The 20,400-nt window shown below is 51.6% G+C and carries 16 protein-coding genes; 8 read left to right on the top strand and 8 right to left on the bottom strand.

All coding sequences use genetic code 11. The annotated features are described in order from the left end of the window. Positions 1–43: 43 nt before the first annotated feature. The 7 genes from ACL7TT_RS03260 to ACL7TT_RS03230 form a co-directional block, all read right to left on the bottom strand. Entirely contained in the window at positions 44–547 is a 504-nt protein-coding gene (locus tag ACL7TT_RS03260; RefSeq protein ID WP_413393139.1) for a nuclear transport factor 2 family protein, read from the bottom strand. 57 nt (positions 548–604) lie between these two features. Then, positions 605–1,078 carry an SRPBCC family protein gene (locus ACL7TT_RS03255; RefSeq protein WP_413393137.1) on the bottom strand — a complete coding sequence of 158 codons (474 nt, stop codon included), beginning with the start codon at positions 1,076–1,078 and terminating at the stop codon, positions 605–607. A 36-nt stretch (positions 1,079–1,114) separates the two neighbouring features. Beyond that, positions 1,115–2,320, bottom strand: a complete 1,206-nt coding sequence (locus ACL7TT_RS03250) for an acetyl-CoA C-acyltransferase (RefSeq protein WP_413393135.1) — start codon at positions 2,318–2,320, stop codon at positions 1,115–1,117. A 41-nt stretch (positions 2,321–2,361) separates the two neighbouring features. After that, on the bottom strand, positions 2,362–2,814 hold the full coding sequence (locus ACL7TT_RS03245; protein ID WP_299944515.1) for a MaoC family dehydratase: 453 nt from the start codon (positions 2,812–2,814) through the stop codon (positions 2,362–2,364). A 27-nt stretch (positions 2,815–2,841) separates the two neighbouring features. Beyond that, positions 2,842–3,633, bottom strand: coding sequence for an SDR family oxidoreductase (locus tag ACL7TT_RS03240; RefSeq protein WP_299944513.1), 792 nt, complete (start codon positions 3,631–3,633; stop codon positions 2,842–2,844). Between the two features lie 15 nt (positions 3,634–3,648). Next, positions 3,649–4,845: an acyl-CoA dehydrogenase family protein gene (locus ACL7TT_RS03235; RefSeq protein WP_299944511.1), complete on the bottom strand. Its 1,197-nt coding sequence runs from the start codon at positions 4,843–4,845 to the stop codon at positions 3,649–3,651. A 1,189-nt stretch (positions 4,846–6,034) separates the two neighbouring features. Next, entirely contained in the window at positions 6,035–7,285 is a 1,251-nt protein-coding gene (locus tag ACL7TT_RS03230) for an NAD(P)/FAD-dependent oxidoreductase (RefSeq protein ID WP_413393132.1), read from the bottom strand. Between the two features lie 1,147 nt (positions 7,286–8,432). On the opposite strand from ACL7TT_RS03230, the gene ACL7TT_RS03225 reads away from it, so the two are divergent. The 6 genes from ACL7TT_RS03225 to ACL7TT_RS03200 all read left to right on the top strand — a co-directional run bounded on the left by ACL7TT_RS03225 (position 8,433) and on the right by ACL7TT_RS03200 (position 13,625). Next, the gene (locus ACL7TT_RS03225; RefSeq protein WP_299944507.1) at positions 8,433–8,666 is read left to right on the top strand and encodes a DUF2789 family protein; all 234 of its coding nucleotides are present in this window, start codon (positions 8,433–8,435) and stop codon (positions 8,664–8,666) included. Positions 8,667–8,766: 100 nt separating this feature from the next. Beyond that, positions 8,767–9,732 (top strand): LpxL/LpxP family Kdo(2)-lipid IV(A) lauroyl/palmitoleoyl acyltransferase, encoded by a 966-nt coding sequence (lpxL, locus tag ACL7TT_RS03220; RefSeq protein ID WP_413393130.1) that lies wholly within the window; start codon positions 8,767–8,769, stop codon positions 9,730–9,732. A gap of 93 nt (positions 9,733–9,825) precedes the next feature. Continuing rightward, positions 9,826–10,701: a 4-hydroxy-tetrahydrodipicolinate synthase gene (gene dapA, locus ACL7TT_RS03215; RefSeq protein WP_413393128.1), complete on the top strand. Its 876-nt coding sequence runs from the start codon at positions 9,826–9,828 to the stop codon at positions 10,699–10,701. A 35-nt stretch (positions 10,702–10,736) separates the two neighbouring features. Further along, positions 10,737–11,927 carry an outer membrane protein assembly factor BamC gene (gene bamC, locus ACL7TT_RS03210; protein ID WP_413393126.1) on the top strand — a complete coding sequence of 397 codons (1,191 nt, stop codon included), beginning with the start codon at positions 10,737–10,739 and terminating at the stop codon, positions 11,925–11,927. Then, on the top strand, positions 11,927–12,700 hold the full coding sequence (locus ACL7TT_RS03205) for an MBL fold metallo-hydrolase (protein WP_413393124.1): 774 nt from the start codon (positions 11,927–11,929) through the stop codon (positions 12,698–12,700). The genes bamC and ACL7TT_RS03205 overlap by 1 nt, the downstream gene beginning before the upstream one ends. Before the next feature lie 103 nt (positions 12,701–12,803). Further along, positions 12,804–13,625 carry a sulfite exporter TauE/SafE family protein gene (locus tag ACL7TT_RS03200; protein WP_413393122.1) on the top strand — a complete coding sequence of 274 codons (822 nt, stop codon included), beginning with the start codon at positions 12,804–12,806 and terminating at the stop codon, positions 13,623–13,625. Positions 13,626–13,874: 249 nt separating this feature from the next. Here ACL7TT_RS03200 and ACL7TT_RS03195 read toward each other — a convergent pair whose 3' ends face one another. Further along, on the bottom strand, positions 13,875–15,407 hold the full coding sequence (locus tag ACL7TT_RS03195) for a peptide MFS transporter (protein WP_413393120.1): 1,533 nt from the start codon (positions 15,405–15,407) through the stop codon (positions 13,875–13,877). Positions 15,408–15,784: 377 nt separating this feature from the next. Here ACL7TT_RS03195 and ACL7TT_RS03190 point away from each other — a divergent pair, with 377 nt between their 5' ends. Next, positions 15,785–16,957 (top strand): tetratricopeptide repeat protein, encoded by a 1,173-nt coding sequence (locus ACL7TT_RS03190; RefSeq protein WP_413393118.1) that lies wholly within the window; start codon positions 15,785–15,787, stop codon positions 16,955–16,957. A 550-nt stretch (positions 16,958–17,507) separates the two neighbouring features. Further along, a complete protein-coding gene (locus tag ACL7TT_RS03185) occupies positions 17,508–20,399 on the top strand; it encodes a TonB-dependent receptor domain-containing protein (RefSeq protein WP_413393115.1) in 2,892 nt (963 codons plus the stop codon). The last annotated feature ends 1 nt before the right edge of the window (position 20,400 follow it).

The following is a 20,400-nucleotide window of genomic DNA, read 5'->3' as shown; positions in this document are numbered from 1 at the left end:
GAGACCTGTGATCTTAAAGTGGATATTTCGAATATAAGTATCATCAAACCTCAATTGCTAAACCTGACATTGCCCCCATCTCAATCAACTTCATTGCGCCGATGCTGTCTTTTTGCATCATCAAATTGAAAGTGAGATTATATTGGGTGGTTTGAATCTTCCATTCATTGGCTTGTTTGCAGTAGCTGTCCATATAATAACCGCCCATAAATTGGGTTACCTGTGCCTCTGTTTCGATCAATTGAAACTGCATGCGCCAACGGCCATTAGCGGAGTGTTGATCGGTTAATTTAATTTCTGGGGCAAGCCCGTGGTGCAAATCGATATGGCTTGGCTTACCTGTCATTTCGATAAAAAGCGCAATGAACTCGTTCAGATCAGTAAATTTTCCAATAAAACCAAAATCGATGAAAATATCATGCTTGGCAAAACAATCCTTAATTGCACTGACATCGCGTTGATCACAGGCAAACCAGTAACGTGCTTTTAACTGCTTGATTTCCTCAATATCTTCAAGAGTCTGAATTCGGTATTCTAAGTTACTCATTTCATACCCCAATAAATAAGAACCAGTATGGCTTGTATTTGGTAAGGTATTATTATCTTAGGATATTTTTTGTGCTTTACCCGTTTCATAATACTTTTTTTGTGAAATGACAATTTTCTTTTGCATCTGATGCATCGATTTCATAATAATTTTGTACAGAAGATCACCAAAAATGCCCCACTTCATTTCAAATTGCATGCAGTTGATTAACTTGGTTTCAAATTCAGAGACTGGCTCCAGTGCATATTGAAAACTGGCGTTTTTAAATAGAGGCGGTATGCCATCACCGCTATCACTGTGTAATTTCAGCGTGAAACCTCGACCCTCATCCCAGGCTGTTACTGTTTCTATCAGCGGCGCTCGATCACTGTAGACACGGCGGCTGGTGCCAACCCCTTCCTTTTGAATGCTGGTAATCTCAGCCCCCGTTAAACCGGGCACATAAAAATGTGGTTTGCCCAGGTCACGCATTTTCTTCCAGGCTTCCTCAACGCTCACATTGGCAACACAATTCACAGAAATAGTTTTCATTCAGTCGGCCTTGATCCTGTATCTGTCTGATTGTATTTAACCGGCCACTTCAAATAAACCGGCCGCACCCATACCACCGCCAACACACATAGTGCATACTACGTATTTTGCGCCTCGGCGTCTTCCTTCGATCAGCGCATGTCCCACCATCCTCGAACCGGACATGCCGTAAGGGTGCCCTATGGAAATTGCGCCGCCATTAACATTCAGTTTTTCATTGTCGATACGCAGATGGTCGCGGCAATATAAGACTTGACAGGCAAAGGCTTCATTGATCTCCCAGAGGTCAATGTTATTCACCGACAAACTCTGTTGTTTTAACAACCTTGGGACAGCATACACAGGGCCGACGCCCATTTCTTCAGGCGCGCAGCCTGACACCGCGATACCACGATAAATACCCAACACCGGTAAATTGTACCGGGATGCATATTGTTCACTGGCAACAACACAGACTGAAGCTCCATCTGAAAGCTGCGAGGCATTGCCCGCAGTAATATACTTACCACGTTTGATGATTGATCCACCGCTATACACTGGCTCAAGCGAGTCCAGCGACGCCAGCGTCGTTTGTGGGCGATTGCCTTCATCGCGCGTCAGTTCAAGCTGCTCAAAAGACTCCTCACCCGTTTCTCTGTTGACGATTCTTTTATTTGTCGCAAAAGTAACCAACTCATCATCAAACAGCCCTTTCTCCTGAGCAGCTGCCGTGCGGTGCTGACTTTGCAATGCATAGTTGTCCTGTGCGCTACGGCTAATGCCATACCGCTCGGCAACCAATTCTGCCGTTTCTATCATCGGCATATACATATGAGCCGATTGCTTAAGCACCGCTTTTGAAACTGCCCTATGGCTGTTTTTATATTTATTTTGGATTAGAGAAACTGATTCGACACCACCAGCGACTGCGACGTTCATCTCTCCAGCTAAAACACTTTTTGCAGCGAGACCAATAGCGATCATGCCAGAGGAACACATCCGATCGATTTGCATTCCGCTGACCGATTCAGGTAAACCAGCCGCCATCGCACTCAGTCGACCAATATTATAACCCTGTGTGCCTTGTGGCGCTGCTGCTCCCATAATCACATCATCAATATGTGCAGGCTCTAATTCTGCCCGTTTAACCGCTTCACGGATGACTGTACCGCCTAGTACAGGCGCTTCCGTATTGTTATAAGCTCCGCGATAGGCTTTGCCAATAGGGGTTCGAGCCGTTGCAACTATCAATGCATCACTCATAATTTTTTTAAACCCTTCTTTTACATTTCGCTTATAATCTTCTAATTGTAAAAGCGCGAGATGGTATCAACCACACAGGCTGGGCGTTCTTCACCTTCAATTTCAACAATGATTCGCACAACTACCTGCACGCTATCCGGCTTTGTTTCTGCTGCAATTACTTCACCCACACCACGAATTCGCTGCTCGACTTTGACTGAGTTAGGGAATCGAATTTTGTTACAGCCATAATTTATTCCCATGCTATAAGTCTCAACTAGTAACAGCTCGGGTAAGAATTTACTCACCAGCGACAGCGTAAGATATCCGTGTGCTATGCACATTCCAAATGGGCCTATGGCCGCACGCTCAGGGTCAACATGAATCCATTGATGGTCGTCGCTTGCCTGCGCAAATTGATTGATTCTTTCCTGATTGATAACCATCCATTCGGTAGCTCCTAAAGATTGTCCGACCTGCTGCAATAAATCCCGGGGTTGTTTTACGCTAATCATGATTCACCCACCTTTATCTCTGTTTATCTAGGCTCTTTGACTTGAAACCGATACGATTTCACCAGTCATATAAGAGCTGTAGTCAGAGGCCAAAAACATCATCACATTGGCAACCTCCCAAACCTCAGCCGCGCGACCGAAGGCTTCCTTACCGGCAAGCTCTTCAAGCAATTCCATCGGTGTGGTTTTCTTTAAAAATTCATGGAAAGCGATACTCGGTGAAACCGCATTGATACGCACCTTGTAATCGGCCGCCTCCATCGCCGCACAGCGGGTCAGAGCCATCACCCCGGCCTTAGCGGCGGCATAGTGGGTTTGTCCCTGCTGTGCGCGCCAACCCAGCACGGACGCATTATTGATAATGACGCCGCTTTTGCGTGCCTGCATTAATGGCAGTATCGCACGCATCATACGCATGGTACCCGTCAAGGTGATATCCAATATTTTGGACCACTGCTTATCGGGCATTTCAACCAGTTTACATGTGCCGCCCAAACCAGCATTATTGATTAACACATCAATACCACTATGTTGCTCCTCGGCCTTCTTGATCAATAACTGTACATCGCTTTCATTGGTGACATCACAAAGTTGACCAAACACCGGTATCTCCGGGTGGTTATTTCTTAATTGTGCCACTGCTTTGTTTAAGCGGCCCGCATGCGCATCACTGATTGTCAGGCCTCTACAACCTTCTTCAACAGCTCGTGTGGCTGCTGCAAAGCCAATACCCGCCCCAGCGGCGGCGGTGATCAGCACTGACTTGCCCGTCAGCAAATTATGACCTTCGACATAAGCAGGTGGTTCTTTTAATGCCATGGCTTTTTCTCCGAATTAGACTGCTGGTCTCGGTTCTCTGGGTAAGCCAAGTGCCCGTTCAGCAATAATATTGCGTTGAATCTGATTGGTTCCACCATAAATCGTGTCCGATCGGGTAAACAAAAATAGCGTTTGCAAGCGGCTTAAGTCATAGCCTTCGCTCTCGATAATATCTGCATCCGGCCCCAATATATCCATAGCCAAGTTGCCCAAATTGCGATGCCAAATTGACCAATAGAGTTTGTAAGTTATTGAGGCGCGATTCAGCCCGACATTGGTCGGGTCTGAAGACAAAGTACGCATTGCGTTATAACGCATAATCTTCAACCCCATATGGGCATCGGCAATACGTTGCCTAATACTTGGGTCTTTACTAGCGCCATTTTGTTTGGCAAGGAGAATAATTTCCTGTAACTCGTTTTGGAACAACATTTGCTGCCCCAGTGTTGAGACGCCGCGCTCAAAACCGAGTAGTTTCATGGCGACCTTCCAGCCTTCGCCAGGTTGTCCCACAATGCAATCCGCAGCAACCTGTGCGTCATCAAAAAACACTTCGTTAAACTCTGAAGTACCATTAAGCTGTTGTATTGGCCTGACATCGATACCGACTTGATCCATCTCAACCAGAAAAAAACCCAAGCCTTTATGAGCTTTACTCGTCGGTTCTGTACGGGCAACCACAAAACACCAATCAGATTCCTGCGCCAGGGAGGTCCAGACTTTTTGCCCATTCAAGCGCCATATTTGTGCGGCCGAATCGAACTCAGCCTTAGTGCTTACGTTGGCCAAGTCAGAGCCCGCACCTGGCTCCGAATAGCCCTGGCACCAAAACTCTTCGCCGGCGAGAATTTTTGGTAAAAAACGCTGTTGCTGCTGTTTGGAGCCAAATGCCATCAAAGTCGGTGCCACCAGGCCTTCGCCAATATGCCCGGCGCGCCCGGGGCCTCCCGCACGTGCATATTCTTCGTAAAAGATTACCTGTTGTTCCAGTGAGCAGCCACGTCCTCCAAAGTTTCTTGGCCAGCCCACGCCCGTCCATCCACCCTCCGCAAGCTTTTTCTCCCAGGCCACACGCTCTAAGAAAAACCTGTGCTCGTCGCCCGGTCCGCCACGAAACCGGATTGATTCGAATTCGCCACATAAATTTCTTTCTAGCCAGCTCGCTATTTCCTGACGAAACGCTTCATCCTCTGCGGTAAAACCAAGTTTCACCCGATATCTCCTAAGGAATAATCCTTAATTAAACACTCGATATCCCGCCGTCTCTCGAGTATGGTGATAAATTTTTACTTCGGTAATAAAGTATCGAAAACAATAGTTTGCAGTTTTTTAAATTAGCTGCATCTTCCGCCATCCGTAGCCATGAGTATGCAGCGAGGTTCTTATCGGATCGCGAATCAAGGGTGGCTAGTTTTTAGTGCGGTTGTCGGCGAGAGATGTTCGCCCATTTTATACTTTTTCGCTGATGCGCAACGTGCATTCCCGTTCTGAGTTCCGTTCAGTTATTTCGCCACGGATGTTATTTGGGTCACCACCAAGAACAGAGTTGAACTCGATACCACTATGCCTGAGCTTGCCGCTTTCATTGCAGCTTAACGATAGAGATCCCGCACATAAAGAGAACGATACAAGTGATCCATTTTTGAACTTCCACACTCGCTGAATGGCTACTCAAGATCCTCTTCTGTATTCATACAGGGCTGATTATCACCGATCTCAGGCTCTGTGAAAACACGAAACTGAATTCGGAACTATTCCTTTTAATCCGGTGGTAATGTAGTGATGGTATATTGCGTACCCCTTCTTTTTCATGCCTGTATTTAACCATCACAATATATTCGCCAGATTAACAAGCCGGTTTTCTATTGGTGGCGGCAATCCCCTTATTAGCTCATTTTTCGTCAATTTAGTTGTAGCAGGTAGTGCAGCTGAATGATCCACCGCGCTTGACAACAATGCCATCAAGCATATTATCTGTAGTGCCCTGCATAAGGCTGACTCCGCGACTGGGATTAAATGCGTTGTTGTAAATGTTGGCTTGTATGAAAGTTACTGTTGGCATGTCTAAATTTCGGTATTAAATGCCTTGGATTCAAATACCAAGTACACCACAGCCTAAATAGCTATCAGTAAGGTACGAGGGAAGAATACCCTTTTGTCAGGATCAGATGAGGCATGGATGCCGATTACGAACCTACAGGGATATATTCACAACCCGTACTGGGAGAGCAGTATTTCGACATCCTCTTCGCGCGGTTTTGGCTGAACAGTTTCGTATGCTCATCGCGGCTAACCGAGCTTTCTGCTAACCTCTTTTTCCACCCCATTAAGTGATAAAGTTTAAGTTTGAACCTAAACTATTTTAAGGGGGTGAATCATACATGTTAGAATTGTTGTTTTGTCAAGCGTTTGCAGTCACCGGGCTACTGGCCAGCAAGCCCCTCAGTGCAATATTTTCGTCTGCTAATTGTCCGGCATCCATAGAATTGCCTTGGAGGATAAGCCGCTTGCCAAGCATAAATTCCTGAGGGCTATTGACCGCATCCACAGCCAACAATTTATCCTCCTGAAGATAAAATACCGAAAAATGCCGACTACCTTTTATATCTCCGCGTATCACTATATCAGTATAGCCTTGGCAAAGACCGGCGATCTGCAATTTCAGGTCATATTGATCAGACCAAAACCAGGGAAGGGCGGCGTAGGGTTTTAGCTTGCCGCACAGCGTGTTGGCAACCACCGAGGCTTGGTCTTGGGCATTTTGCACAGACTCCAAGCGCATTTGACGCTGATAAATAGGGTTGAAGTGTGAGGTGCAATCGCCTGCCGCTAAAATATCGACATCGTTAGTGCGTGCGTACTCGTCGACCTTTATGCCGTTGTCAATGTGCAGGCCGGCCTCGGCCGCTAATTCGACATTGGGGATCACACCAATGCCAATAATCACTATATCCGCTGGATAATCAGCTCCACTGAGACACTCCACCGATGCCACTTTTTTATCTCCGGTTATGGCTATAGCCTGCTCATTGGTTACAATTTCTACACCTTCTTCACGATGTGTTCTCGCAAAAAAATCGGCGACTTCAGGAGCGGTAACTCGCTGTAGAATACCAGGCAAGGCTTCAAGCACGGTTACCTGCATATCTAGCTTGCGCAGTGCAGCCGCAGTCTCCAAGCCAATGTAACCTCCACCAATTATTACAGCGCGTTTATCACTGCCAGTAAATGGTTTAATTTTTTGGGCGTTATTAAGGTTGCGTAAATAAAACACCCCCTTTAAGTCGGCGCCGGGGATGTCGATTTTACGTACTCGTGCGCCAGTGGTAATCACCAGTTTGTCATACTCAAGGCTTGCGCCATCATCCAGAATCAGTTGTTTGTTGGTGCGATCAATGGAGGTTGCCGTCACACCCATGGAGATACTGATATTACTTTTGCGGTAGACTTCTGGTGAGCGGATTAGCATCTGTTCAAGGCTTTTTATGCCCGCAAGGTAGTCTTTGGATAACGGGGGACGGTGATAGGGCAGGTAGTATTCATTGGAAATCATTGATATAATGCCAGCCCACCCTCTTTGGCGCAACACAGGGGCGAGTTGTGCTGCAGCATGACTCGCACCAATAATAATACATCTTTGTTTTGATTCCATTGTCGCGAGGCTTCCTGTTGGCAAAACAGAGTTGCGAGGGGCGGCCTATGGTTAATTACACCCAGCATACCCCTTTAATATAAAAACAAACGCACTTGTTTTACTCGGTTCTACAATTTTTATATTTGATAATCAAGCCGTATTCACAAAGCCATACTGTTTTGCCTGAGGCTTAAGTGAAGCAACGGTTTCATGCTTGCCCAGATCCCGTTCGACCATAAGGTTACTCGATTTGCGCACTGGTAGCGTGTCTTTCACGGCACGAGTCAGTGTTTCCAAAATATTTGCTGGGTCTTTGAGGTAGCCACTTCTTCGATAGTATCAACCAGCGCTTTAGCCTTGAGATGTTTTATCAGTCAGTCTGCAGGTATCCTGAACTGTTTTTTTACGGATTGGCGCATAAGTATTCAGATATGGATGCAATTTCGCTGCATAAGAGAATTAGACAGTAGAAAATTAGATCATGCAACCCTGGGAAAATAGGCATTCGAGCGGTTCAGGGTGTAGAGGCTGGTGAAAGTTCGATGGTGGTGATAGCGGCGCTGGGGCGGCCGGGTCCCTGTATATACAATGGGATTGCAAATTAATGTAAAGACAATATTGATGCCCTCACAGATTGTTGAAAAATCCCGGCATTGTCCATAAATGCCGTTTCCATTCTTGGGAAAATAAAAAAATACAGAATTTAATGATTTTGGTGCCAAATTCACGATTTTCCCGGGGTGTCCTCGTGTGTTTTATTTTATCAGGCGGACCCTTCCGGCAGATTCACCCTCCGCGTTGAATTCCAACTGATGGATCTCATGTTGAAAAAGATATGGACCCGCGCCAATCCTCCCCCTTGATTTGACGGGCCAGGCTCACTGTTTTGCTCCAGCCAAATCCCTCTTCGATACGTCTTTTCACTTTCATACTAAGAAACCTAGCCGAGGCGTCAGCTGCTGCGGCTGTCGATGGCCGGACCACCGCGGCGCTTGTCGTTACGCGTTATGTGTGGGGGTACATTCTGCCGGAGCAGTTGCCCTCGATTGAATGCATGCACCCATTGAATCCCAATCCGGCAGCGTACATCGGGTGCGGGGCTATCTATAATGGGAACAGCCACCTTAAGCTGGGGGCAGTCAGGCAACATTCGATGGGAGGCTCTATGGAAACCACCGGGCATCACACCCTCAATGACCTCTTTGCGCAGCTGGGGCTGGCTTCAGAGGATGCGGCGATAGACGAGTTTCTGATCGCTCACAGCCTGCACCGGCACGAGAAATTGTCAGCGGCCCCCTTTTGGAGCCAAGGGCAGCGGGAATTTCTCGAGGACGCCATCAGGGACGATTCCGACTGGTGTGTCGCCGTTGACGAGTTGGACTCCCTGCTGCGCCACTGAAACGTTCCGGCTCCGGAGCGGGCTCTTCTCCATAGGGTATACTACGCCGAATTCAATCAATCAAGCCGGTGCCCGGGCGCCGGATGCTTAGTGATATCCGATGGAAAAACCGCGATTTCAAGCTGCCTTGCTGCACCCCCGTTACTGGCTGACCTGGCTGCTGTTTGCACTTTGGTTCCTGGTGGCGCAGCTGCCCTATCGCTGGCAGCTGCACATGGGCCGCGGCATCGGCCGGGCAATGCTGAGACTTGCGCCCAGTCGGCGTACCATCGCCGAGCGCAATCTCGCGTTGTGTTTCCCCGGGCTCGGCCAGGCCGAGCGCACACAACTCCTGCACCGCAATTTTGAATCCAGCGGTATCGCCCTGATGGAAACCGGTATGGCGTGGTTCCGCTCGGCGCCCTGGCTGCGCAGGCGCGTTGCTATTGAGGGCCTGGAGGCCCTGCAGACTCTCCAGGCAGAGGGGCGCGGGGTGCTGCTGATGGCCATGCATTTCACCACCCTGGAACTGGGAGCGGCCTTGATGGGGATGAATATTACACTGGATGGGATGTATCGGCCGCACAAAAACCCTGTTTATGACTATATGCAGCGCAAAGGGCGCGAACGCCACACCGCCGATGGCTGTGTCTACCAGCGCAAGGATGTGCGCGGGGTATTGCGCGCCCTGCAGCGGGGGCGTGCGGTCTGGTATGCTCCGGACCAGGACTACGGGATCAAACAGGGGGTTTTCGCCCCGTTTTTTGGTGTCCCGGCGGCCACAGTCACCGGTACATCGCGGTTTGCCCGGGTGGGGCGGGCCGAGGTGGTGCCCTATATGGTGACCCGCCTGGACGATGGTTTTGGGTACCGCCTGAAAGTGTACCCACCCCTTGAGCAGATCCCCTCGGGAGATGAACAGCAGGATGCGGTCCTGGTCAACCAGTTTATTGAAGCGCGTATCCTGGAAGCCCCGGAGCAGTACATGTGGGTACACCGCCGCTTTAAGACCCGACCGCAAGGCGCGGCCAATATTTACGAAGGTGTGCGTAAGAAGAAAAAGAAACGCAGGCGCGTGGCGACCTAGTTGCACTGGCATAGATTCCGCGCCCTCAGTAACATACGGGTTCGTTTCTGGCGGTGCTGTTCCAGGGCGAGCGCAAAGTATGAAGGAGTGAGAATGTTTACCGGCAGTATGGTGGCTTTGGCCACCCCAATGTTTGCAGATGGAAGCCTGGACTGGGACAGTTTGCGCAACCTGGTCGAGTGGCATATCGAGCAGGGTACCCGCGCGCTGGTTACCGTTGGCACCACGGGGGAATCCGCCACACTCGACGTGCATGAGCATGTGGAGATGATCCGGCGGGTCGTGGATCAGGTAGCGGGCCGCATCCCGGTGATCGCGGGAACAGGTGCCAACTCTACCACGGAGGCCATCGACCTCACGGAAAACGCCACCCGGTGTGGCGCCGACGCCTGCCTGTTGGTGACGCCTTACTACAATAAACCGAGCCAGGAGGGGCTGTACCAGCACTACCTGGCCATCGCCAGGGCGGTGGCGATCCCGCAGATTCTCTACAATGTGCCCGCACGCACGGCTGTTGACATGCTGCCTGACACAGTGCTGCGCCTGGCGACCACCGGCAATATTGTCGGCATCAAGGAAGCGACCGGTGATCTGGCGCGCGCCAGGGTGTTATTGGATACCCTGCCCGAGGGGTTTGCCGTGTACTCCGGTGACGACAGTACCGCTTTGGAGCTGATGTTGATGGGGGGGCACGGCGATATCAGCGTAACGGCCAATGTGGCGCCCGCTGCGGTGGCCCAGATGTGTGAGGCCGCACTGGCTGGCGATGCTGTCACCGCGCAGGCCATCGATCAGCGTATCCAAATATTGCACAAAGTGCTGTTTCTGGAGTCCAACCCGATACCGGTAAAATGGGCCTTGCGGGAAATGGGGCGTATAGACGGGGGAATTCGCCTGCCGCTGACCAGCCTTTCCCCCCAGCACCATGCTACAGTGCGCGAAGCCCTGCGCAGTGCCGGCATACTCTGAACCCGCGAATTGAGAACGAATCAGGATAAGCTTTCATGAACAAATTGACCGTTGGAGCCGCGCTCTGTATTTCCAGCCTTACCCTGGCAGGCTGCGGTGTATTCGGCAACGATGGCTATTTCCGTGACCGCAGCAACGACTATCAGCAGGCCGATAGCCTGCCGCCTCTGCAGATGCCTGAAGGTGTCACTGCCAAGCACCAGGAGGAGCTCTACGAGATTCCCCAGATCGCCGCAGACGAGCTGGGGCAGGGGGATTTTGAAGTGCCCAGACCCCAGGCGCTTTCCATCAACGCGGGCCTGGACAGGGTTAAAATTCAAAAGTTGGGCAGTAACCGCTGGGTATTGATATCCCAACCGCCGGAGGAAGTCTGGCCACAGCTGCACTATTTCCTGCGCACTTCGAACCTGCGCGTGGAAATGTCTGATGCCAGTGCCGGTACTTTGGAAACCGCCTGGATGACCTTCAACGAAAGTCCTGAAACCAAAGACAAATACAGGCTGCAGATTGAAACTGGCGTACAGCCGGATACCACGGAAGTCCATGTGCGCCACCTGTCCGTGCCCATGGAAGCGCCGGTGGGTGGCATGGTCAACTGGCCTCAGCGCTCCACGAGTCCCGAGCGTGAAGGCTGGATGATTGACGAGATGTCCACTGCCCTGGCAACCGATACTTCCGGTGCCTCGGCCTCTTTGGTGGCCCAGGCCATCGGCGGTGATACGGTCAAGGTGCAGCTGCGTGAGCCGGTCGGTCACGAGCCCTATATCGCTATGGGGTTGGAGATGGAGCGGGCCTGGGCGACAGTGGCCCATGCGGTCAATGCCGGCGCCTATCGCCTGCACCGCGAAGATTCCGATATCGGGCTCTTCTACGTGACCTACGATGAGGATCGAGAGCTGGCCGACAGCGAGGAAGAGGGCGGTAGCTGGTTCTTCTGGAGCAGCGGGGATAAAGAGGACGAACTGGCGGAAAGTGCGGATCAGGTGACCCTGCAGCAGATTCTCGCCGGTATCGATCCGGATGCAGAGGTTGAGTCTCCTCTATTTAGGGAAATCAGGGGACTGGGTGTGAGCGCGAACCCCGATGAGGCATATCCCGGCTATCTGGTCGTTATACGGGGCAACGATGACGAGATTGAAGTGCGCATCCGCGATACACGCGGCCAGCCCCTGTCCAGAGCTAAGGCCTCCCAACTGTTGCTTTCTATCCAGCAGAACCTGATTTAATGGGCCTGCGCTTCGCTTCCCTGGGGAGCGGCAGCAGGGGCAACGGCACCTTGGTCGCCAGTGGCAGCCACAGTCTGTTAGTGGATTGTGGCTTCACCATTAAGGAGGCCGAGCGTCGTATGGCGCGACTCGGCATATCCCCATCGGACCTCTGCGCGATACTGGTAACCCATGAGCACAGCGATCACCTGTCGGGAGTAGCGCCCCTTGCGCGCAAGTACGGACTGCCAATTTACCTGACCCCCGGAACCCTCCGTGCCCGCAGTATAGGCAGGCTGCCCCAGATACACCTGATTGAGGGGCACCAGCCGTTTACGATTGGCGATATTCAGGTTACGCCGGTGGCTGTACCCCATGATGCCCGTGAGGCTGCGCAGTTTGTTTTTCGCAGTTGTGGCTGCAGTCTCGGGCTATTGACCGACCTGGGCACCGTGACCCCCCATGTGGAGGCGCATTTTGGCGATTGCGATGCCCTGGTTCTGGAGGCCAATCACGACCCTGGGATGCTGGCTCAGGGGCCATATCCCTGGCGTTTAAAACAGCGCGTCGGTGGTGCCTATGGGCATTTGAGCAACCAGCAGGCTGCCGGATTTCTGCAGCGGGTGGGCTATCAGCAGCTCCAGCACCTGGTGCTTGCCCATATCAGTGAGAAAAATAATCAATTGGCACTTGTCCAAGAGGCGCTGGCAGATGCTGTGGCTGGTGCGGGGAATAGCCTTTTTGCCTGTCAAGAAGCGGGATTTGGCTGGCTTGCTGTTGAGGGCCGTGGTTAATTGCCCCACTCCTCTAGTCAATGGCCAGTTTGTGCCTCTCTAATCCGACAACGTTTTGGTCCTGGCCGGGCTTGTCTGTCGCTGTAAATTCAGGGGGGACTTTATGGAAACACTCTTTGTTTACTTGCTGGTGGGGGCTGTGGCGGGCACCATCGCCGGCCTGTTTGGGGTTGGTGGTGGGCTGATAATCGTTCCGGCACTGGTGCTGGTATTTACCGCCATGGGTATTTCCCCGGAAATCCTGACCCACATGGCGGTGGGCACTTCACTGGCGACGATTGTGATCACCTCAATCAGCTCGGTGCGCACGCACCACCAAAAGGCTGCTGTGGATTGGCGGGTTTTCTGGGTAATGACACCCGGAATACTCCTGGGCTCCTGGGTTGGGGGCATAACAGCAGAACGCCTCTCCGGTGCCTGGCTACAACTGTTCATCGGTATTTTCGCTATCGTGATGGCCGTCCGCATGTGGCTGAGCGGTCTACACCACGGAGAGGTCTCGGAGGGCTCTGGTACATTGCCCGGCCCTCCTGTACTGATGACTGCGGGCGGGGTTATCGGCTGGGTCTCGGCAATATTCGGTATTGGTGGCGGCGCACTGACGGTGCCCTTCCTGTCGCGCTGCCGGGTAAATATGCAGCGTGCCATCGCCACTTCCGCCGCCTGCGGCCTGCCTATTGCGATTGCCGGCGCGCTGAGCTTTTCGGTGCAGGGCTGGGACAATACCCTGCTGCCGGGGTGGAGCAGTGGCTATATTTATTGGCCCGCTTTTTTCGGCATCGTGCTGGCCAGCACTTTTTTCGCCCGCTTTGGTGCCATACTGGCCCACCGCTTCCCCGCACGACTATTAAAACATGGCTTTGCCGCGTTGTTGTGCGTGATTGGATTTCGCTTTATCTGGCTGAACATTGGCCGCTTCTTATAAAGAATAACTGGTGGATGGCCCGCAATTGGCTGCCTGCACCCTCTCCCTCCCAACAAGTGAATATCCCATCAGCCACTGTGGTTGGGGATGGTAACTGGTATCCAAGGCGTGATGCATACCTAAGTACTCTGACATCTGGTGATCAAAAGCCCGAGGAGGAACTTCTGGGCGCACAAAAAAGCCGCTGTAGACAGCGGCTTTCTGATACTAATCCAGACCCGCACTGCGGGTCAGCGGGAGGGGGTATCCTTATACCGTTCTGGGGGTGGTTTCGGCGGGTTCGGCCACTTGAGACACCTCCCCAAGACTCTCCCAGTGTTTTGATTTCAGGCTGATCAGCGCGAGGATAATGCCGATGCCGATGGTGAACAGACTGATCTGCAGGTAAAGATTCGGCATTTCAGCGACATTGTTCGGATCGAAGTGTCCCGCCAGCAGGCCTGAGAAGATATTGCCGATGGAATAGGTCAGCACGAATACGCCCATCATCTGGCCGGCAAAGCGGCGAGGGGACAGTTTGCTGACGGCACTCAGGGCCACCGGGCTAAGACACAGCTCACCAACAGTGTGCAGGAAGTAAGTGGTAACCAACCAGTAGGGCGCCACTTTCAGGCCCTCGGCGGCGTACTGGGCGGCGAAGAACATCACCAGGAAACCGCTGGCCATAATGATCAGGCCGATGGCGCATTTCAGATTATAGGAGGGGGTCATCATGCGCTTGCCCAGATTGATCCACAGCGCTGCAAAGAAGGGGGACAAGGTGATGATGAACAGTGAGTTGAGGTTTTGGAACCAGGTCGCCGGTATTTCAAAGATACCGATCAGGCGGTCAGTATAATCGCGCGCGAACAAGTTGAGAGAGGAACCGGCTTGCTCGAAACCTGAAAAGAAAAAAGTGGAGGCCACACAGATCAGGAACAGGGCCCACAACTTCCTTTTTTCCGATCCGTTCAGTTTGCCACGGAAATAGATGAAGCCGAAATAGGCGAGGAAGGTCAGGGTAAAGATCACGGCCACGTACTGGGCGGCTGTGACTGGATCGATGGTGATGACGCCCTGCATAGTCAAACCGGTGATCAGTGCAACAGCAACTAAAACGGCACCAATGATGCGCCAGGTCAACCTGGTTCTCTCCGGCGACAGGGGACTTTCCGGCTTTAAGCTGGCATCACCCAGGTTGCCGATGGTCCTGCGGTACTGAATCAGGCCGATGGCCATACCAACTGCCGCGACACCGAAGCCCCAGTGCCAGCCGATATTCTCTCCGAAGTACCCACAAATGGTGGAACCGAGCACGGAGCCGATGTTGATGCCCATATAGTAGAGGGCGTAGCCACTGTCGCGACGCACATCTTGGGGTTGATACAGATGACCCACCAGGGCGCTGATATTGGGTTTGAGCAGGCCGGTCCCGGAGGCAACCAGGATCAGGCCCAGGAAAAAAGTGTTATCACTGGGGATCGCCAGCACGATATGGCCACACATGATAATGATGCCGCCGTACCATATGGTGCGCTGCCCACCGAGTAGGCGGTCGGCGATCCAGCCGCCGGGAAGGCCGAGAAAGTAGACCGCACCGGTGTAAAGGCCGTAGATGGCAGCTGCGGCGGCAACGGTGAAGGCGAGCCCCTCCTCCTGCAGGCTGGCGGTCATAAACAGTACGAGCAGGGCGCGCATACCGTAATAGCTCATCCGCTCCCACATCTCGGTGAAGAACAGTGTGGAAAGGCCTTTCGGATGACCAAAGAAGCCACCGCTAGTCTGGTGTGTATTCGACGACATAAGCTGAATTTCCAGTTGTTATAGCTTTACTCAAGCATACCTTGGCAAGCCAAGATACTCATGGGTTTCAGGGGCATGTGAACGATTCCCGTTCATTGGCCCGGCAATCCATCCAGACCTTGGAAAATGATTCCATTTTCCCGTTGTAATTGGTGATGGAGGCCTCGACCATACGGTGGTTTCCTTTACCACAAACCCCTCGGGCCGATCCGCTCTGGCAGCCCTGCCTCCAAGCACAACTGGCAAAGTGTAACAGTTGCGAGTGCAGCAGGCGACTCGTTACAGTTGCAACCAAACCGGTCATCGCACTGCTGTTCACAATTGGTCCGAAACATGTTAAATGCTCAAGCAGGATGCCCCGAACAGGGAAACCACTAATGAGAAAAGCCCCGGTACTCTTGACCCTTTTAATGCTTGCGGGCATTTTGGGGGCCTGCGCTGGCCAGCCGCTTGCGGAAAAACCGGCAGAAGTTGCGGTGGCGCACTTGCTGTCAGGTACTGCGATATTTGGCCGGCCCGTGAATGCCGTTGAATTGCCTCAAGACCTGGTGATGTCACTGACACCGGAGATGCGCCGATTTCTCGCAGAGATTGCTCCGGGCGCATCCCCACAGAGGCGCCTGGTGGCACTGATCAAAGCATTTGAAGCGCAGAAATTCCATATTGAGTACGATGAAGCCACCACCCTGACTGCCGCACAGACTTTCCATAAGCGGCGCGGTAACTGTCTGTCATTTACCCTGATGATGGTGGCGATGGCGCGGGAGCTGGGTGCCGAGGCCTACTTCAACCAGGTGGTGGTTCCCCCGGTTTGGAGCCACGACGTGGCCCAGACTTTCGTGGTTTACCGCCACGTCAATATGGTTTCGAAAGATCCCCGTGGCCGCCGCGTGGTGGATTTCAATCTGGCCGCTTATGATCCCGCCTACGACCAGCGCAGGCTGGATGACACCAGTGCTGTCTCGCTGTATTACAGCAATCGCGGAGTTGAGTTTATGCGTGCGGGCGAGGGTGAGAAAGCCTTTCTGTATCTGCGTAAGGCTCTGGAGCTGCGCCCCGAGATAAGCGATCTATGGGCTAACCTGGGGGCGTTTTACAGCCATTTTGGCTATTACTCTGAGGCGGAACAGAGTTATCGCCAGGCCTTGTATTTAAACAATATCAATCTGGTGGCTATGAGCAATTTAGCGCGCTTGTACCGCTACAGTGGCCGTGAGGGATTGGCCAATGCCTACGCAGAGCGTGCCCGCCACCACCGGGAGCGCAACCCCTACTACCTATATTACCAAGCCCGTGACGCCTATGAGCAGGGGGAATACAAGCGGGCTGAGAAACGTTTGCGCCGCGCCGTCTGGCACCAGGATGACCACCGTTTCCACTTTCTTTTGGGACTGACAAGATTTCAGCTGGGGGATATGGCCGCATCCCGGCAGAGCTTCAAGGAGGCCTTTTCCCTGGTGAAGAGCCCATATGCAGTAAATGTTTATGAACGCAAGCTAGGCTTACTGTTGGACGGGCTTGTCCAGCCCAAGTCTGGCAACTCCTCCTGAATGGAGAGGGGTGTTCTGATAGTATCGGGTAGCCCCGCTCTATAAGTGCCCTCAATTGGTCCCAATACTACACTCGCCTATGGTCGACTTGAAAGCCCAACAACGGTATTCTTGTCCATAGTGGCGTATTTTTTGAATGGCTGACTGTTTGGCGACAACTAACATGAGCCAGATATGCGGCTTTCTTTCAAACTCTCCATCACCAAATTCGGATATAACTCGGCGATGCCATTTGCCGGAGGGTTCAGTGAGTGAACAATAAGCAATGCATACTCACTGAGATGCAGAGGACGGCATACCAGCGGTATGCCGGATTTGACAGTAGCATCCTAACATGACTAAAATGCCATAGTGGAAAATCTTGAAAAGAAAAGTTGCCTCATTTGATTACAAAAATAGAAATTTGCCTTAATACATTGTTTTCTAGTATGACTTTTGACTTATAAGTGCCAAAATCCAGCATCAACTCTATTTGTAATGGGTGAGTAACCTGTAGAGAATGCCATTGCGATTTTTTTAAAAATTTGAGGTATTTCTTACGCTAACCGTCATGAAAAGTGTTGGGAGGAAGCAGGTTACTTTGGGGGTGATTGCTTCTGATTATCGCCATTCATGGCAAAAGACTATAAATCCAACGATCAAGAGAGGATTAACAATGAAAAAGAATCTCCTATCTGTAGCTGTGAAGGGGGCAATAGGCTTCACTGCAGCTGCAATCATGGTTCCGGCTATGCCTGTTTTCGCTCAGCAAGATGCGGAAATGGTCGAAGAGGTTGTGGTTACTGGCTCACGCATCAAGCGTGCCGATCTAGATAGCCCCAGCCCTGTAACTGTTCTCGACCGTGAGGATATGAAGGTTTCAGGCCTAACCGACGTGGGTGATCTGCTCCAGAGCCTGCCATCCATGTCTGGCTCTCCGATCGGAACCACTACCAACAACGGTGGTAACGGTTCCGTTGAGATCGATCTGCGCGGACTTGGAGTTGACCGCACCCTCACCCTGATCAATGGGCGCCGCACTGTTGACGGTGGCGATTACCAAACTATCCCCTCAGCAATGATTGAGCGGGTAGAAATTCTAAAAGACGGCGCATCAGCTACTTATGGTGCCGATGCCGTTGCAGGTGTAGTAAACATTATCACCCGCAAGGACTTTGAAGGTGTAGAGCTCGAAGTTCAGACCGCAGACTTTTCTGAAATGGACTCTGGCCGCCAAGATAGTGTAAGTATCGTAGTTGGTCAGCAATTTGATAAGGGTAACTTCGTATTTGGTGCGGAGTACGTCACCCAGGAAGAGGCTTTCCAGTCAGATGCACCATGGGACTTCTTCCAGAACAGCTATTATATTTACCCCGCAGGTTGTGAGAGTAACGTCACCAGCTGTTACGCCGGAGGATCCTCTCGCATTCCTGAGGGTCGCTTTGCCATTGGTGATAAGAGCTATATAAATCCCGGTAATGGCCTAGTTGCTGATGATGGTCGTCTATATAATTATGCGCCAATTAACTACATTCAGACTCCCTATGAGCGCTTGAATTTCTTCGTTGAAGGAAATGCAGAGATTACTGATAATGTTCGCTTCTTTACTGAAGTAAGAGCTAATAATCGCACCTCAGCCCAACAGCTGGCTCCAATGCCGTACGATAGCCGCCCGGGCTTTGATCCGGCCTACTCCGGTTTTTACGACTTTGACGGTAATGGTACTCTTAAGTCCTACAACGGTATTCACCAAGACAACTATTACCTCTCTAATGCTCTGGATGCCGCAGGCATCGATAACCAGCCTGCATCAGCTGTGCGTCGCCGAGTAGTAGAATCTAACCGTCGTTTTGAACAGGACATTGTACAGGTTCAAGGCGTATTTGGATTTGAGGGCACCTTTAACGATTATGATTGGCAGATTAGTTACAACCGTGGCTACCGTTCCAGAACCGATATTGATATGGGGCAATTCGTTGGCGCCAACCTCCAAAATGCCCTCGGTCCATCTGCCGATCTAGATGGAGATGGCACTCCTGAGTGCTACAGTGACATCAGTGATGAATCGACCCTAATAGAAGGTTGTGTGCCCCTCAATTTAGTGGGTGGCGCCGGTACTATCACTGATGAAATGCTTGCCTATGTTGGTACAAACCTCACTGACCACTATGTAGACACCCAAGAAGTACTGGACTTTAGTCTCAGTGGTGATGGTTTTGAGCTTCCCGGTGGTGCAATGGCCTGGGCGGTTGGTGGCGGCTACTGGGCTCAGGCCCGGACCTACTCCCCTGACTCAGGTAAAACCACAGGTGCGGTTACTGGTGGCACCGGCCTAGGTGCCGATGGTTCCTTATATAATGCCAACCTATTTGCCGAGGTGTTGCTCCCCGCTTATGATAACGGCGCACAATCTATTGATGTAAAGGGTGGCCTGCGTCACGATTCTTATAATCGCTTTGGCAGTGACACCACTTGGCAAATTGGCGTCGATGTTCAGCTGATAGATGCTCTCAAGCTCCGCGCCACTACAGGCACTGTATTCCGCGCTCCAACACTTGAAGATTTGTTCGATGGGCAGTTTGACAACGCTCCAACAGCGCAAGACCCATGTGCAGAGACCCCCCTGCCGGCAGGTTGTGCACAGGCATCAGTTCAAGACGACAATCAGCTACCTGCCACTATCGGCGGCAATGAAGATCTACAACCAGAGACCGGTGACACCTTTACTGCTGGTGTTGTCTGGACCCCAAGCTTTGGTGATTCAGGCGACTTGAGCATCACATTGGACTACTGGAAAATCCAGATTGAAGATGGAATCAGCTCTTACGGCGCACAATATATTCTGGACCAGTGCCACAGGAGTCAGGACGACAGTTTTTGCGCACTAATTACTCGTACTGGTGATTACGCAATTCAAGATATTCTGGATATCGACCAGAACGTAGCGGAGCAAGGGGCCGCTGGTGTCGACTTTGAAACTCGCTACACCCTGGATACTGAAATTGGTCAGTGGGAGGCATCCCTCTTGTGGACTCACCTTCTCGAACGCACCAAAGTTGCTGTTCCAGGCCTTGATGAGGAAAACCTTGAGGGCCGCTATACCGATCCAACAGCAGAAGATGGTGGTGCTTACGCAGAGAATAAGATCAATTACTCTCTGTCTTGGTATTGGAATGAGCTCAGCGTAAGCTACCGTGGTGAGTATATTAGCGCGCTGGAAGGTGATGTTAGCTTTGTTGACGATCTACCACCCGGCTACAAGCAGGATATTGATGCGCAGCTGTATCATGATCTCGTAGCTAGTTACGATTTCAGTAATGGTACCTCCATCAGTTCAGGTATCACTAATATCACAAATGAAGAGCCTCCATACATTGACATTGGTTTCAATGCTAAAACTGACCCAGCGACCTACCGTTTGTTCGGTCGCGGCTACTACTTAAGACTAAGTCATAAGTTCTAAG

Source organism: Microbulbifer jejuensis (genome assembly GCF_047289955.1).
Lineage (GTDB): Bacteria > Pseudomonadota > Gammaproteobacteria > Pseudomonadales > Cellvibrionaceae > Microbulbifer.
The sequence above is the reverse complement of the archived record's forward strand: the minus strand, read 5'-3'. Positions and strand labels throughout refer to the sequence as shown.

Excerpts from the sequence above, each read along its gene's own strand:
- ACL7TT_RS03195 (WP_413393120.1), bottom strand. The coding sequence starts at position 15,407 with ATGTCGTCGAATACACACCAGACTAGCGGTGGCTTCTTTGGTCATCCG.
- ACL7TT_RS03245 (WP_299944515.1), bottom strand. The coding sequence starts at position 2,814 with ATGATTAGCGTAAAACAACCCCGGGATTTATTGCAGCAGGTCGGACAA.
- bamC (WP_413393126.1), top strand. The coding sequence starts at position 10,737 with ATGAACAAATTGACCGTTGGAGCCGCGCTCTGTATTTCCAGCCTTACC.
- lpxL (WP_413393130.1), top strand. The coding sequence starts at position 8,767 with ATGGAAAAACCGCGATTTCAAGCTGCCTTGCTGCACCCCCGTTACTGG.
- ACL7TT_RS03240 (WP_299944513.1), bottom strand. The coding sequence starts at position 3,633 with ATGGCATTAAAAGAACCACCTGCTTATGTCGAAGGTCATAATTTGCTG.
- ACL7TT_RS03255 (WP_413393137.1), bottom strand. The coding sequence starts at position 1,078 with ATGAAAACTATTTCTGTGAATTGTGTTGCCAATGTGAGCGTTGAGGAA.
- ACL7TT_RS03205 (WP_413393124.1), top strand. The coding sequence starts at position 11,927 with ATGGGCCTGCGCTTCGCTTCCCTGGGGAGCGGCAGCAGGGGCAACGGC.
- ACL7TT_RS03260 (WP_413393139.1), bottom strand. The coding sequence starts at position 547 with ATGAGTAACTTAGAATACCGAATTCAGACTCTTGAAGATATTGAGGAA.
- ACL7TT_RS03190 (WP_413393118.1), top strand. The coding sequence starts at position 15,785 with ATGAGAAAAGCCCCGGTACTCTTGACCCTTTTAATGCTTGCGGGCATT.
- ACL7TT_RS03200 (WP_413393122.1), top strand. The coding sequence starts at position 12,804 with ATGGAAACACTCTTTGTTTACTTGCTGGTGGGGGCTGTGGCGGGCACC.
- ACL7TT_RS03225 (WP_299944507.1), top strand. The coding sequence starts at position 8,433 with ATGGAAACCACCGGGCATCACACCCTCAATGACCTCTTTGCGCAGCTG.
- ACL7TT_RS03185 (WP_413393115.1), top strand. The coding sequence starts at position 17,508 with ATGAAAAGTGTTGGGAGGAAGCAGGTTACTTTGGGGGTGATTGCTTCT.
- ACL7TT_RS03250 (WP_413393135.1), bottom strand. The coding sequence starts at position 2,320 with ATGAGTGATGCATTGATAGTTGCAACGGCTCGAACCCCTATTGGCAAA.
- ACL7TT_RS03230 (WP_413393132.1), bottom strand. The coding sequence starts at position 7,285 with ATGGAATCAAAACAAAGATGTATTATTATTGGTGCGAGTCATGCTGCA.
- dapA (WP_413393128.1), top strand. The coding sequence starts at position 9,826 with ATGTTTACCGGCAGTATGGTGGCTTTGGCCACCCCAATGTTTGCAGAT.